General features: G+C 67.2%; 10 protein-coding genes, 1 tRNA gene and 1 pseudogene. 5 read left to right on the top strand and 7 right to left on the bottom strand.

Annotated elements, in window-relative coordinates:
- Window positions 1–6 precede the first annotated feature (6 nt).
- The 4 genes and pseudogenes from nuoL (at window position 7) to GTV32_RS14435 (ending at window position 9,049) form a co-directional block, all read left to right on the top strand.
- Window positions 7–1,905, top strand: a complete 1,899-nt coding sequence (nuoL, locus tag GTV32_RS14420; protein ID WP_161060896.1) for an NADH-quinone oxidoreductase subunit L — start codon at window positions 7–9, stop codon at window positions 1,903–1,905.
- A pseudogene (locus GTV32_RS14425) lies at window positions 1,902–3,541 on the top strand (NADH-quinone oxidoreductase subunit M). Before nuoL ends, GTV32_RS14425 begins: the two are co-directional and overlap by 4 nt.
- On the top strand, window positions 3,538–5,229 hold the full coding sequence (nuoN, locus tag GTV32_RS14430; protein ID WP_161060897.1) for an NADH-quinone oxidoreductase subunit NuoN: 1,692 nt from the start codon (window positions 3,538–3,540) through the stop codon (window positions 5,227–5,229). Before GTV32_RS14425 ends, nuoN begins: the two are co-directional and overlap by 4 nt.
- Window positions 5,230–5,242: 13 nt before the next feature.
- Window positions 5,243–9,049, top strand: a complete 3,807-nt coding sequence (locus GTV32_RS14435; protein WP_161060898.1) for a PD40 domain-containing protein — start codon at window positions 5,243–5,245, stop codon at window positions 9,047–9,049.
- 510 nt (window positions 9,050–9,559) lie between these two features.
- On the opposite strand, the gene GTV32_RS14440 is transcribed toward GTV32_RS14435, so the two are convergent.
- From GTV32_RS14440 to GTV32_RS14460, 5 genes are all read right to left on the bottom strand, one after another.
- Window positions 9,560–9,647: transfer RNA gene (locus GTV32_RS14440), tRNA-Ser, on the bottom strand.
- Window positions 9,648–9,832: 185 nt separating this feature from the next.
- The gene (locus GTV32_RS14445) at window positions 9,833–10,045 is read right to left on the bottom strand and encodes a CsbD family protein (protein WP_161060899.1); all 213 of its coding nucleotides are present in this window, start codon (window positions 10,043–10,045) and stop codon (window positions 9,833–9,835) included.
- A gap of 215 nt (window positions 10,046–10,260) precedes the next feature.
- Window positions 10,261–10,470, bottom strand: a complete 210-nt coding sequence (locus GTV32_RS14450) for a hypothetical protein (protein ID WP_161060900.1) — start codon at window positions 10,468–10,470, stop codon at window positions 10,261–10,263.
- A 124-nt stretch (window positions 10,471–10,594) separates the two neighbouring features.
- A complete protein-coding gene (locus GTV32_RS14455; RefSeq protein ID WP_161062544.1) occupies window positions 10,595–11,035 on the bottom strand; it encodes a nucleoside deaminase in 441 nt (146 codons plus the stop codon).
- A 38-nt stretch (window positions 11,036–11,073) separates the two neighbouring features.
- Complete coding sequence (locus tag GTV32_RS14460) at window positions 11,074–11,619, bottom strand: tRNA adenosine deaminase-associated protein (RefSeq protein ID WP_161060901.1); 546 nt, start codon at window positions 11,617–11,619, stop codon at window positions 11,074–11,076.
- Between the two features lie 93 nt (window positions 11,620–11,712).
- On the opposite strand from GTV32_RS14460, the gene GTV32_RS14465 reads away from it, so the two are divergent.
- Complete coding sequence (locus tag GTV32_RS14465) at window positions 11,713–12,687, top strand: prephenate dehydrogenase (RefSeq protein ID WP_161060902.1); 975 nt, start codon at window positions 11,713–11,715, stop codon at window positions 12,685–12,687.
- 1 nt (window position 12,688) lies between these two features.
- Here GTV32_RS14465 and GTV32_RS14470 read toward each other — a convergent pair whose 3' ends face one another.
- Together GTV32_RS14470 and GTV32_RS14475 are read right to left on the bottom strand one after the other, a co-directional pair.
- Window positions 12,689–13,312, bottom strand: a complete 624-nt coding sequence (locus GTV32_RS14470; RefSeq protein ID WP_343287338.1) for a putative glycolipid-binding domain-containing protein — start codon at window positions 13,310–13,312, stop codon at window positions 12,689–12,691.
- Between the two features lie 79 nt (window positions 13,313–13,391).
- A complete protein-coding gene (locus tag GTV32_RS14475) occupies window positions 13,392–14,114 on the bottom strand; it encodes a hypothetical protein (protein WP_161060903.1) in 723 nt (240 codons plus the stop codon).
- Between the last annotated feature and the right edge of the window lie 187 nt (window positions 14,115–14,301).

Consider the following 14,301-nt stretch of genomic DNA (forward strand, 5'->3'; position numbering starts at 1 on the left):
GGCACGGTGAGCACTGAGGCGACTGCGGATCTGCTCTGGCTGGTGCCGGCACTACCCCTGTTGGGTGCGGTGGTCCTGCTGCTGTCGGGCCGGCGCACCGACCGGTGGGGACATCTGCTGGGCACGGGCCTGGCGCTCGCGTCGTTCGTTCTCGGTCTCGTCATGTTCTTCGGGATGCTCGGCCGGCCCACCGATGACCGTGCGGTCCACCGAATACTGTTCTCCTGGGTCCCGGTCGGTGAGTTACACGTGGACTTCGGATTGCAGCTCGATCAGTTGTCGATGTGCTTCGTCCTGCTCATCACGGGCGTCGGATCGCTCATCCACATCTACTCGATCGGGTACATGGCCGACGACCCCGACCGGCGGCGATTCTTCGCCTATCTCAATCTGTTCCTGGCCGCCATGCTGATCCTGGTGTTGGCCGACAACTACCTCGGGCTCTACCTCGGATGGGAGGGCGTTGGCCTGGCGTCGTACCTGCTGATCGGCTTCTGGCAGTACAAGCCGACGGCCGCCACCGCCGCGAAGAAGGCGTTCGTGGTCAACCGGGTCGGCGACATCGGGCTTGCCGTGGCGTTGATGATCATGTTCGCCACCTTCGGTGCGGTCTCCTTCGAGACCGTGTTCGCCGGCGCCGGCCAGGCCGGGCAGAACGTACTCACCGCACTGGGTTTCGTGCTGTTGCTGGCGGCCTGCGGAAAGTCCGCGCAGGTGCCGCTGCAATCGTGGCTCGGTGACGCGATGGAGGGCCCGACACCGGTGTCGGCGCTCATCCATGCCGCCACCATGGTGACCGCCGGCGTGTACCTCATCGCACGGTCCGGTCCGATCTTCGACCTCGCCCCGGCAGCACAGGTCGGGGTCACCGTGGTCGGTGCGGTCACCCTGTTGTTCGGCGCCGTGATCGGTTGCGCCAAGGACGACATCAAGAAGGCGCTGGCGGCGTCGACGATGAGTCAAATCGGCTACATGATCCTCGCCACCGGACTCGGCCCGGCCGGTTACGCGTTCGCGATCATGCATCTGCTGACCCACGGGTTCTTCAAGGCGGGACTGTTCCTCGGCGCCGGATCGGTGATGCACGGGATGAACGACGAGACCGACATGCGACGCTTCGGCGGTCTGCGTACCGTCATGCCGATCACGTTCGTGACCTTCGGCCTCGGATACCTCGCGATCATCGGCGTGCCCCCGTTTGCCGGATTCTTCTCGAAGGACCCGATCATCGAGGCGGCGTTCGCATCCGGTGGCGCCGACGGTTGGCTGCTCGGCGGTGCGGCGCTGCTGGGCGCCGGCATCACCGCCTTCTACATGACGCGGGTGATGCTGTTGACGTTCTTCGGTGAGCGACGCTGGCGCCAGGACCTGCATCCGCACGAGTCACCCGGCACCATGACCGTACCGATGATCCTGATCGCGATCGGCTCGGTGATCTCCGGTGCGCTACTGGCATGGGGTGATTCGCTGGTCCACTGGCTCGAACCGGTGGTCGGCGAGGAACACCACGAGCTGGCGGTACCGACCTGGGTGGTCACGGTGACGATCCTCGCCGTGGTCGCGCTCGGGGTCGGACTCGCCTGGCGCCAGTACGCCACTCGTCCCGTTCCGGAGGTCGCACCCGAGGACGTGTCCGCGCTCACCGTGGCGGCACGGCGCGATCTGTACGGTGATGCGGTCAACGAGAACCTGCTGATGCGACCCGGCCAGGAAGTGACGCGCGGGCTCGTGCTCGTCGAGAACGACGGTGTGGACGGTCTCACCACAGGCCTCGGTCGTGCGATCGGCGCACTGTCGCAACGAATACGCGGCTGGCAGAACGGGTATGTCCGGTCCTACGCCTTGTCGATGTTTGCCGGCGCCGTCCTGATCGTCGCGATGGTGATGGTGGTGAACGTCCTGTGAGCGTGCCGTGGCTGAGCATCCTGTGGCTGCTCCCGGCGGTCGGTTCCGTTGCGGTGCTGGCGATCCCGAACACGCGGCCGGACATCGCGAAATGGCTCGGGCTGGTGGTCTCGATCGCGGTCTTCGCCGTCGCGCTGGGAATCGCGATCGGCTTCGAGCCGGACGGCGCGCGCTACCAATTCGTCGAGGACCACAGTTGGATACCGGCGTTCGGAACCCGATACGCCCTCGGACTCGACGGCATCGGTCTGGTGCTGGTACTCCTCACCGCGGTGCTGTTGCCGCTGCTGATCCTGGCCGGTTGGAACGACGCGGATCATGCCGGCTCGCTGGATCATTCGGGGGGTCGGCGCCAGAAGGGCCCACACACCTACGTAGCGCTGACGCTCGCGGTCGAGGCCATGGTGCTGATGAGCTTCGTCGCCCTCGACATCTTGTTGTTCTACATCTTCTTCGAGGCGATGCTGATCCCGATGTACTTCCTCATCGGCGGCTTCGGCACCGGGGCGAACGGCACCGGCCGGTCCCGGGCAGCGGTGAAGTTCCTGCTGTACAACCTGTTCGGCGGCCTGATCATGCTGGCCGCGGTGATCGGTCTGTACGTGGTGACCGCGCGGTCGGGTCTCGGCGTCGACGGTGGTGGCACCTTCGACCTGCGAGCCGTCGTCGATGCCGTGTCATCGGGACAACTCGACGCCGGCGGCGGCCTGCTGAAGCTGCTCTTCCTCGGTTTCATGTTCGCGTTCGCAGTGAAAGCGCCGCTGTGGCCGTTCCATTCATGGCTTCCCGATGCCGCGGTCGCGGCCACCCCGGCCAGTGCCGTACTGATGATGGCCGTGGTCGACAAGGTCGGCACCTTTGCGATGCTGCGCTACTGCCTGCAACTGTTCCCCGACGCGGCACGGTATTTCGCGCCGCTCATCGCGGCGCTCGCGGTGATCGGCATCGTCTACGGCGCGATTCTCGCGATCGGGCAGACCGATGTGATGAGGCTGATCGCCTATACGTCCATCTCGCATTTCGGCTTCATCATCCTGGGCATCTTCGCCCTCACGACGCAGGGACAGACCGGCTCGACGCTCTACATGGTCAATCACGGGATCTCCACGGCCGCACTGTTCCTGATCGCCGGGTTCCTGGTGTCACGCCGCGGCAGCCGGCTCATCGCCGACTACGGGGGCGTACAGAAGATCGCCCCGATGCTGGCCGGTACGTTCCTCGTCGCAGGCCTCGCCACCTTGTCCCTGCCGGGGCTCTCGCCGTTCATCAGTGAGTTCCTCGTCCTCATCGGCACATTCACCCGATACCCGGTGGCCGCGATCATCGCGACCAGTGCGCTGGTGCTGTCCGCGATCTACGTGTTGTGGCTCTATCAGAGGATGATGGGTGGCCCGGCGAAGCAGTTGGAGGGGCCGGGCGCGGCGACACGGTCGATGCGTGATCTGCACGGGCGGGAGCTGGTGGTGGTGACGCCGTTGATCGCGCTGCTACTGGTCTTCGGGTGTATCCGAAACCGTTGCTCGAGCTCATCGATCCGGCGGTCTCGCACACGATGACCACCATTCACGAGCCGGACCCGCGCCCCACGGTCGCGGTGCCGACGGATCGGGTACCGACAGAAGGGGTGCCGAAGTGACCTCCGAGTATCTCGCCGCCGTGGACCCGCCGGCCTTCGAAACCCCCGGCGTGGAATACGGTCTGCTGTCGCCGATGCTGATCGTCTTCGGGGTGGCCGTCGTCGGCGTGCTGGTGGAGGCGTTCGCGCCCCGCCGGTTTCGCTACCCGACGCAGCTGACACTCGCTCTCGGCGGTCTGGTGGCCGCGTTCGTGGCGTTGGTACTCGTCACGGTCGCCGAGACACGCGACGGCGGCAACGGCCAGGTCGCGATGTCGGGTGCGGTCGTCATCGACCGTCCGACCCTGTTCCTGCAGGGCCTCCTGTTGCTCATCTCGATCCTGGCGATCGCGTTCATGGCCGAGCGACGACTCGAACGGGTGGTCGCCGCGCCGGCGATCACGCTACGGGTCAGCGACGGTCCCGGCGCCGCCGCGCGGGCCACCCTTGACTCGGTCGACACCGATATGTTCACCCCGTCGGGCGCCTCGGTCCCCAACACCGACGCCGAATTCGAGGCGACCCGGGCGGGTGCCATCACCACCGAGGTCTTCCCCCTGACCCTGCTCGCCGTCGGCGGCATGCTGCTCTTCCCGGCGTGCGGCGACCTGCTCACGATGTTCATCGCGCTGGAGGTCTTCTCCCTCCCTCTGTATCTGCTGTGCGGTCTCGCACGTCGCCGGCGACTGATCTCCCAGGAGGCGTCGCTCAAGTACTTCCTCCTCGGAGCGTTCTCGTCGGCCTTCTTCCTCTTCGGTGCCGCCTTCGCCTATGGTGCGACCGGCTCGCTGCAACTCGCGGAGATCGGAAGGTCCGTGGGTGCACCGGGGACCGACACGACGCTCCCGCTGATCGCACTGGGCCTGCTGTCGGTCGGCCTGATGTTCAAGATCGGCGCGGTGCCGTTCCATTCGTGGATCCCGGATGTGTACCAGGGCGCCCCCACCGCGGTCACGGCGTTCATGGCGGCGGCCACCAAGATCGCCGCGTTCGGGGCCCTGCTGCGGGTGTTCTATGTGGGTTTCCCGGACCTGAAGAACGATTGGGAGCCTGCGCTCTGGGCAGTCGCGATCGCCACCATGCTGGCAGGCGCAGTGATGGCGGTGACACAGACCGACGTCAAACGAATGCTCGCCTACTCGTCGATCACGCATGCCGGGTTCATTCTGTTGGGACTCATCGCCTTCGACGCTGCCGGGCTCGCCGCGACCATGTTCTACCTGGCCGCCTATGCGTTCTCGACGTTCGGGGCCTTCGCCACGGTGGCCGTGGTGCGTGAGCCCGACCGGGTCTCCGGACCGCATCTGTCGGGTCGTGAGGCCACCGAGATCGCCCAGTGGGCCGGGCTCGGACGACGGTATCCCCTTGTCGGCGCGATGTTCTCGATGTTCTTGCTCGCTTTTGCGGGCATCCCGTTGACGAGCGGGTTCATCGCCAAATTCGATGTCTTCGCCGCATCCGCCGGCGCCGGAGGCGGGGTGCTGGTGGTGATCGGCGTCATCAGCAGCGCCATCGCCGCGTACTTCTACATCCGGATCATCGTCGCGATGTTCTTCGCCGACGTGCCGGTCGACGCACCCCACGTCGTGAAGCCGAGTGTGCTGACGACGTCGTCGATCGCCGTTTGCACCGTCGTGACCATCGTGGCGGGGATCTTCCCGCAGCCACTGTTGGAGCTCGCGGAGAACGCCGCCCAGTTCATGTCGTGAGAGAGTAGAAGCGGTGGAGACCGACCCGCGAGCCAGCCTCGCTCAGCGTCTCGATGCCCTCTACGCCGACGCCGGTTCACCGCCGCTCAAGGCGGTCAGCAGCCGAGCGACCCGGGAGTTGCGCGCGCGCAACCCACGTGGTCGCGAGGTGACGGCACAACGCATTTCCGACTGGCGCCTCGGGCGCAGTGTCCCCGCCAAGTTCGACGGGCTCTCGGCAGTGCTGAGTGTGCTGATCGCGGAAGCCAGGCGCAACCATCCCGAACCCACCCTGACCGGGTTGTACTCGGCGACCGACTGGCGGGCACGCTGGGAAACCGCGCAACGCGGCCGTTCGGTGTCGCAACCGACGGCGGCGGCGACATGTCCATACCCGGGGCTGGCCGCGCTGACGATCAGCGACAGTGAATTCTTCGCGGGCCGGGAGAGCCAGGTCGAGATGCTGGTCGACCGCTTCACACGCAATGTCGGGAGCGGCCACCTGATCATGCTGGTCGGCGCGTCCGGCTCGGGTAAATCCTCGCTGCTACAAGCAGGTTTCGCCGCAGCGATCCGCGACGAGTACGACGTCCTGCTGGTCACGCCGCCGAACGTCGCGGCCGAGGACCTCGAATCGTGGGCCCAGGACCGCGCTGCCGAGGACAAGCCGTTCGTCCTGGTCATCGACCAGCTCGAAGAACTCTTCGTCGCTCCGTTCGACGAGCAGTATGCCTCGCACTACATCGACGTACTCCAGCGGTTGGCGTCGCACGGCACCGTCGGAACGGCCACCTGCGCCGGTGTGGTCGGGGCGCTGCGCGCCGATTTCTACGCCCAGGCGGCCCAGCATCCGACGCTCGCGACAGCGCTCGAGAACAACCAGATGCTGCTCGGGCCGCCCACCACAGCCGAGCTGACCGCCGCGATCGTCGAGCCGGCGAGGACTTCCGGTATGACGATCGGGGACGGCCTCGTCGAACTCGTCCTGACCGACCTCGGCGCGAGGGGCAGCGGCGAATCCGAGTCGGTACCGGCAGGGACGTTTCCGCTACTGGCGCACGCGCTTCGGAGCACGTGGCACTTCCGCGACGGAAATGTGCTGAGCGTGCGGGCCTACGAGCGGGCGGGTGGCGTACGCGGAGCCATCGCCGGCAGCGCCGAACAGCAATGGAGTTCGTTCAGCGCGCAGGAGCAGGACACCGCCCGCACGATTCTGCTGCAACTCGTGACGCCGGTACCCGACGGGTCTGCGGTCGCGCGACACGTCGACCGCGACGAGCTGTACCGACATTGCGACAGCGACGAATCGGCCGACACGGTGCTCGATGCGCTCGCCGAGGCACGGATCATCACGCTCGATGCGCACGGAACCTCCCTCGCACACGATGCCGTCATCGGCGCGTGGCCGCGGCTTTCCGAGTGGATTGCCGAGGATCGCGAGGACGCGCTCACCCGACATCGGATCGAGCGTGACGCCGACGAGTGGGCAGCGGCAGATCACGAGCGGTCGCTGCTGTACCAGGGCAGCCGGCTGACGATTGCGAGCGATCTGCGCACGCGAGCACCGTCGTCGCTGCGCCCGCGTGCGATCGAGTTCATCGACGCCGCGCAGCTCGTCCGGCGCAACCAGACCCATGCCCGACGCGCACTGGCGGTCTTCCTGGTGATCGGGGTGGTGGTGACCTCGGTATTGGCACTCATATCACTGCGGCAGGCGCACAAGGCCGAACAAGAAAGGGCCGACGCCCAATTCGACACCCTGATCGCAACCGGACTACGCGAGCAGTCCAGCAACCCCACCGAATCGGCACAACTCGCGCTCGCCGCCGACACCGTGCGCCCGGACGACACCAGAGCACGCGGCCTGCTGCTGGCGTCGCAGTCCTCGCCGCTGGCGTCGACCGTCGACGCGCACCGCGGAGCGGTCTACTCGACAGCGCGGTCCGCGTCCGGACTCGTCGCGTCCGGCGGGTACGACAACACCGTCCGGTTGTGGCGACGTAGCCCGAACCGTGGACTGGTGGCCGTCGCTCCGCCACTCACGACGCCGTCGTGGGTCACATGCGTCACGTTCTCGCCCGACGGGACACGGCTGTATGCCACCGACGCCACCGGTCGGGTCCGTGTCTGGGATGTCTCCGAACCCGCCCATCCGAAGCGCCTGAGTCCGATCGACGTCGGCCATGTGGGCACCGCCTACGACGTCGCGGTTCGCGGCGACGGACGCTGGATCGCGACCGCGGGCGACGACCGTACGGTGCGCCTCCACGACCTGGAGACCGACCAGACTCGCGTGTTGTCCGGTCACGAGGGACCCGTGCGCACCGTCGAGTTCAGTCCCGACGGAAACACGCTGGTGAGCGGTAGTGACGATCGCACCGCGCGGACCTGGGACACCTCGGACCCGGCAACCGCCCATGCCGTCGGAGCACCGCTGACCGGGCAGACGTTGACGATCCACTCGGTCGCCTTCAGCCCCGACGGGTCGACGTTGGCCACGGCAAGCGACGACCAGACCTTCCGACTGTGGTCGATACGCAACCCCGGCGACGTCGTCCCGCTGAGTCCGCCGGTGGCCGCACACTCCGCGGCGGTGTGGTCGCTGGCGTTCTCCCCGGATGGGTCGATGCTCGCGACCGCGGCCTGGGACGGCATCGCGAAGCTGTGGAGTCTGGACGATCCACGGAGCCCGATCATGCTGGGACAGCCCATGAGTGGCAGCGGCGGAGGACTCACCACCGTCTCGTTCGCCGACGACACGCACGTGATCACCGGCGGTCAGGACGGCAACGTGCGGACGTGGACGCTGGCACCGGCGGCCGTCGCAGGCCACACGCGACGAGTTCAGGCACCGGCGTTCGACTCGGCCGGCGACCTGATGGCCACCGGCTCATGGGACGGGCAGGTCCTTCTGTGGGACACCTCGAGTTCGACCCCGACGCTCATCGGACCGGTCGCCCCGCTCGGCGGGAGCGTCCGCATCGAGAACGTCGCCCTGGCCCCCGACGGCAGAACCCTCGCGGTGACCACGCTCGACTCCGGTGCGGTCACCCTGATCGATACCAGCACTCCCGCCGCACCCCGGTACCTGACCAGACTCCCCAATCCGCGGGCGAGATACGCCCACGCGATCGCGTTCTCCCCCGACTCGTCGACCCTGGCCACCGCCTCCGACGACACGAGTGTCCAGCTGTGGGATCTCACCGTGCCGAATGCACCGGTTCCGCGGGGCGACCCGTTGACCGGACCGGCAGGCTGGATCAACGCGGTGGCGTTCGCCCCCGACGGTTCCCGGCTCTTCGCGGCCTCCACCGACCGACACGTACACATGTGGGACCTCGACGGCGGGCGTCCGGCGTCGAGGATCGTCGACGAGCAGGGCGGCCCGGTCAACACCTTGTCGATCAACGCCGACGGCACGCTCCTCGCGGCCGCCGGGGACGACCTGATGATCCATGTGCTGCAGCTCGACGGCGACGCGGTGCGGGAAGTCTCTCGCGTGAAGGGTCACGAGAGCACCATCCGATCGGTGAGCTTCGATTCGACGTCGAACCTGTTGGCGTCCGGCAGTGACGACCAGACGGTCCGATTGTGGTCCGTCGATGGCGCGGGGGCGCCGACCGCCATCGGCAACTCGCTGTCCCCCACCGGGACGGTGCGCTGGCGGGTCGCGTTCAACCCACGAGGGGTCTTGACCGCGGGCGGCGAGAACGGAGCGCTGCGCTGGTGGACCACCGACGAGGATGCCACCGCGGACCGCGTGTGCACGGCGACATATGGCACAAAGCTCGACACCGACGAGCAGGCGTGGGACTCCGCGCTCACCGATGCCTGCGACTAGCCGCGATCGCGTCCCGGCCGGCACCGCCGACGCGCGTCCGATACGGAGCTGCCGCATGGCGAGTCCCCCAACGACTCGCCATGCGGCAGTGCCAACTGATCGGTTGTTACCCGATGGCTCAGGCGCCGAGGGTGAGAACCACGTGCAGGAGGTCGCCTCCGAAGAAGGTGAGGTCGTTGAAGAACTGGGTGAATCCGGACAACATGTCAGTTGGTCCTTTCGTTCGGGTTACCTTGATCGCGCCGTTTTCGGTGCGACATCAGACTCGCCCATTTGACCAACCCCGCGCTGGCGCCGACGTCCATTTTCCCAGCTAGATCGGCATATTCCGACTCTCCGGTCCGGACGGATCCGGCGCAGAACGGTCGGCAACACGCGTCGCAGACGTGTCGGAGATACGCGGCGGGCGGGGTGGTGGCTTCCCCGCGCGGCGGGTGCCGGTCCCCAGAGACCCAGAGACCCAAGACGCAGAATGACCCCCTACCCGTACAGGTAGGGGGTCATTCTCTGCGGTGGCGGAGGGATTTGAACCCTCGGTACGGGGTTACCGCACACAGCATTTCGAGTGCTGCACCTTCGGCCGCTCGGACACGCCACCGCGGAAGACTGTACCGCAGGACGCGCTCAGGCCTAAATTGACCGGTCAGAGGGCCCTTCGAGACGCTTCGCTCCTCAGGGAACGGGGGACGTCGCGCTCCTCAGGGAACGGGGAACGTCGCGCTCCTCAAGGAACGGGGAACGTCGCGTTCCTCAGGGGGCCGGCGACCGAAGGGAGCCGAGCAACTAGTCGTTGCCGGTCAGCTTGTCCTTGAGGCCATCGACCTTGCCCTTGACCTTGTCGGCAGCTTCGGTGACCTTCTGCTTGCCTTGTGCGACGCCCTGGTCGCCGCGGCCCTCGTCCTTGAGATCCTTGTTGTCGGTGAGGTCGCCGGCAGCTTCTTTACCGCGCCCCTTCAACTCTTCGGCCTTGTTCTTGGCGTCGTCTGCAACTCCCATGAACTGCCTCCTCTGATCTGCCCGGGACCGTGTTGTCGCCGGGTTCACGAGCACCTCCCACCGTGCCACGGATGGTCGATACCGGCCAGCATCACTGGTCAGCGCGTGGACGACGACAGATGCGAGCTCGCTGCGCATTCGCGCACGTCGCGACGTGCGCAGACTGGCGGCGGGTGCGCGGGAAGGATTCGTCACAATCATCCGAGGCGCGTGATTCAGCTCCCGCTGATCTTGGCCTTCAGCTCATCGAGCTTGTCTTTCGCCGTGGAGAGGGCATCCTGCACCTTCTCGTTCTCCGCGAACTCGTTGAATTTGTCCTTGGCCGTGCTGACAGCGTCCTGCACCGTGTCGCTCTCGGCGAACTCGTTGATCTTTTCCTTGACGGTCTCGAGTGCCTCGGTGACCTTGTCGCTGGGTTCGGACATGTCAGTCTCCTCGTGGATTCGGGCGAACGCGGCGGGCACCGCGCCCATGTCCCCAATCTGCCAGAGCATGGGCGCAGACGGACCCTGAGTTCCACCCTGATTCTTGCGACCCGCAGACCCGGGGTCAGTCCGCGCGGCGCACCGTGAAGAAGTCGATCATCAACGCCTGGCAGTCCGGTTCGAGGATGCCGCCGACCACCTGCGGACGATGAGAGAGCCGTGGATCGCGGACCACATCCCAGAGCGATCCCACCGCACCCGTCTTGGGCTCCCACGCCCCGAATATGAGCGCGCCCACCCGGGACAGTGTGATCGCCCCGGCGCACATCGTGCACGGTTCGACGGTCACCGCGATGGTGCAGCCGGGCAACCGCCAACCGTCACCGAAACGCCGTGCAGCCGCGCGCAATGCGAGGATCTCGGCATGGGCCGTCGGATCACCGTCGGCCTCGCGACGGTTCGCGGCGCGCGCGATCTCGATTCCGTCCGGGTCGAAGACGACGGCTCCGATCGGTACGTCGTCGACGCCGGCGTCACCGGCGGCGGCCAGCGCCGAGCGCATCATGGTCTCCCAGACGGCGCGCGGCGGTCCCACGTCAGGAGTCAATGACCCAGCGAGTCGAGCACCTTGGACAGCTCGTCTGCGAATCCGAGCCGCGCGGCGATCATGCCGACCTGCTCGTCGGCATACAGGTCGGTGTCACCGACGATCACGCTCATCACGGCATCCGGCAGACCCAGATCGGCCAGGATGCCGAGGTCCCCCTCTTCCCAGGGGTCGATGTCGTCGAGTTCGTCGGGATCGAGATCGGGGACGTCGATGTTCATCGCATCGAGCGCGTCAGCCGCGACGTCGTAGTCGACACCGGCGGTGGCGTCCGAGATCAGCAGTTGCGCACCCGACGGTCCGGGTCGCACCACGATGAAGAACTCGTCATCGACGTCGAGCAGACCGAACACCGCACCCGCGGCGCGCAGATCACGCAGCTGACGTTCGGCGTCGTCGAGGGTCAGCAGAGCCGACGGCTTCAGCGCACTGACCTTCCATGCACCGTCGTCGCGTACCACCGCCACCGCGAAACCCTCGATCTCGTCGTTGACGTCCTGCTTGTTCGAACCACCCGATACACCTGCGCCGGCACCTGCCATGCAGGTCACCGTAGCCGTAATCCTCGGGCCACCCAAGTCTCGGTGCCTCGGCTCGCTGTTCGGCGAATGGAACCGGTATGGGAATCTGAACAGGTGACTGCCGCGGCTGCCCGTCCTGCCCCGTCCGCCGACGCTCCGGTCTGTGTACTCGGACTCGGACTGATCGGCGGGTCGCTGCTTCGCGTGCTGCACGACGCGGGTCGATCGGCGTTCGGGTACAACCGGTCCGCTGAGACGGTGTCGGCCGCGACGTCGGACGGCTACCGGGCGTCGACGGACCTCGTCGCGACGTTGCGTCAGGCCTCCGCAGACGAGGCGATCGTGGTGTTGGCGACGCCCGTCACCACCATCGACGATCTGCTGCCCAGCATTGCCGAGCACGCCGCGAACTGTCTACTCACCGACGTCATCAGCGTCAAACAGGCGGTCGCCGAGTCGGTGACCCGGCTGGCACCCGGCGTGCGGTACGTCGGTGGCCACCCGATGGCGGGGACGAGCCGGTCCGGTTGGGCCGCAACAGATCCCGAGTTGTTCCGGGACGCGATGTGGATGGTGACGACCGAGGATCACACCGACCCCGACGACTGGCTGGCGATATCCACCCTGGCCCGGACGGCCGGCGCGTTCGTGGTACCTGCCGCAGCCGGGGCACATGATCGTGCGGTCGCCGCGATCTCGCATCTGCCGCACCTGACGGCCGCGGCCACCGCTGCGGTCGGGGCCGGTGAGAGTGATCTGGCGCTGCGCCTCGCGGCCGGCAGCTTCCGCGACGGCACGAGGGTGGCGGGTACCGCCCCCGCGCTGCAGCGAGCCATGTTGGAAGCCAACGGCATAGCGCTGCTCAACGTGCTCAGCGAGACCATCGACCGATTGATCGCGGCGCGCGACGAACTACGGGAGAAGGGCAGCGTCGAGATCGTCGTCGACGACGGCCACCGCGCACGATCGGCCTACGAGGCGATCGCCGGCGCCGGCCCCGCGCCGATCACCGGTGTCGCGATCGGCCAGGACGGCTGGGCCCAGGAACTACGGCGGCAGGCGCATCAGGCGCGGGTCTGGCTGGGATGAATCAGACGCGGGTGGCCAATCCGGGGTAATCCACCACGAATCCGTTGTCGTCGACGGTCAGCGTCGAGGTGGCGACCGGTGAGACCACCGCGATCGATCCCTCACTCGCTGTGTAGTGCAGCGTCGCCGGTTCGACGATGCCGGCGGGGAGATAGAGGTAGGCGACCGGCACGTCGATCTCGCCGGCGCCGCTCTGCAGTCCATGACGGCGGATCGGCAGGGCGTTGAACATCGGCGACAACGCGAGGTCGACATCTTCGGCGCCGTTGAAATCCTCGCGGATGGTGCCCTCGGAGGTCTGCACGAGCCAGTTGTTCTCTCCGTCACGCGTGATACCGAGCTGTGTTTCCCCACTCGCGCGCAGCAGATTGACGGAGAGACGCTTGGTGACGCCGCTGTCGTTGGTGACGAGTTCATAGGAGGCCGAGAACGCCTCGTGCTCCTTCGAGGCCGCCGCAATGATGCGGCCATAGGCCTTGATGCGGGCGCCGGTGACGTGCAGGCGTACCTGTTCTAGCCGGTCAGCGCCCTCGCCACGCCACGTGACCATGGTCTTGAAATCGGCAGACGGCGCTGTGCCGTCGTGCGCAGCGGTGCCCTCTGGGGCTGTCTGGGAAGAACTCACGGATCTACGGTAGCGACCCGAGTGCGTCGATACACAGTCGATGCGAGCGACAGGGACCTCGGCTGGTGACGTCTGTCACTCACGCGCGGCAGGAAACCGTTCGTCGTGGTGACTGGGCGCTGATCCGATCGGCCGCCACCGGCCGGCCGTCGACCTTGATCAGGCATTGCGCGTCTCCGTCGCCGGCCAGGACCAGGACCCGCAACGGATTGGCCGTGCCGGTGAAACTGACCGTCCACGTGGTCGGCGCACCGATCGTGGTGCGCAGACCATCGGCATCGACGTAGAGGATCGTGGTCGGGCTCGATGCGGTCACCTCGTAGACGATCTCCTTGCCGGCCGGGGACCCGGGAGAGTTCGGTGCTCCTGGCATCTCGTCGGTGTCGCCACCGGGCGGCGCGGTGGGCGTCTGGGTCGGAAGCTGCGTGATGATCACCGGCATCTCTCGGTCCGCGGTGGGCGGTGGGTCGTCGCGCAGCGACGCCCGGCCCACCGTCACGGCCAGGAGCCCGAGGGCCGCCACGGCCACGAGGGCCAGCACGCCCACGAGACGGCGCTCCGACGACCGGACGCGCACAGCGGTCGGGGCTTCGTCGGTCAGAACGCCGGAGTCGGGGGCCTCCGTGCCGTCGACCGCGGTCGACGGCTTTTCCGGCTCACCGGGCACAAAGATGGGCCGGCCATCCGGTGCGTAACCCAACGGCGGGTAGAGATGCGGGTAGAGCGGAATCCGGTAGAGATCGTCGGGCGGTGGAGGGGGCCGGTCACCCGCACGAGGCGGCGGCCCGCTGGGCTGTCCCATCCTCGCCTCCCGTCCCATCACGTCGCCGACTCACCGACGTTCGCCGGCAGTGGGTGCGCACACCCACACCTCGACACTACGACGACCGGCGAGCGACGTCTGCCGCCACGGTGAGCTTTCGCGGCTTCGACCCGTGCCCGCGACCTCGGCTGAGGTCACGGGCACGAAAGAAGGTCGCGGTCGTGGG

It is taken from the genome of Gordonia sp. SID5947, assembly GCF_009862785.1.
Lineage (GTDB): Bacteria > Actinomycetota > Actinomycetes > Mycobacteriales > Mycobacteriaceae > Gordonia.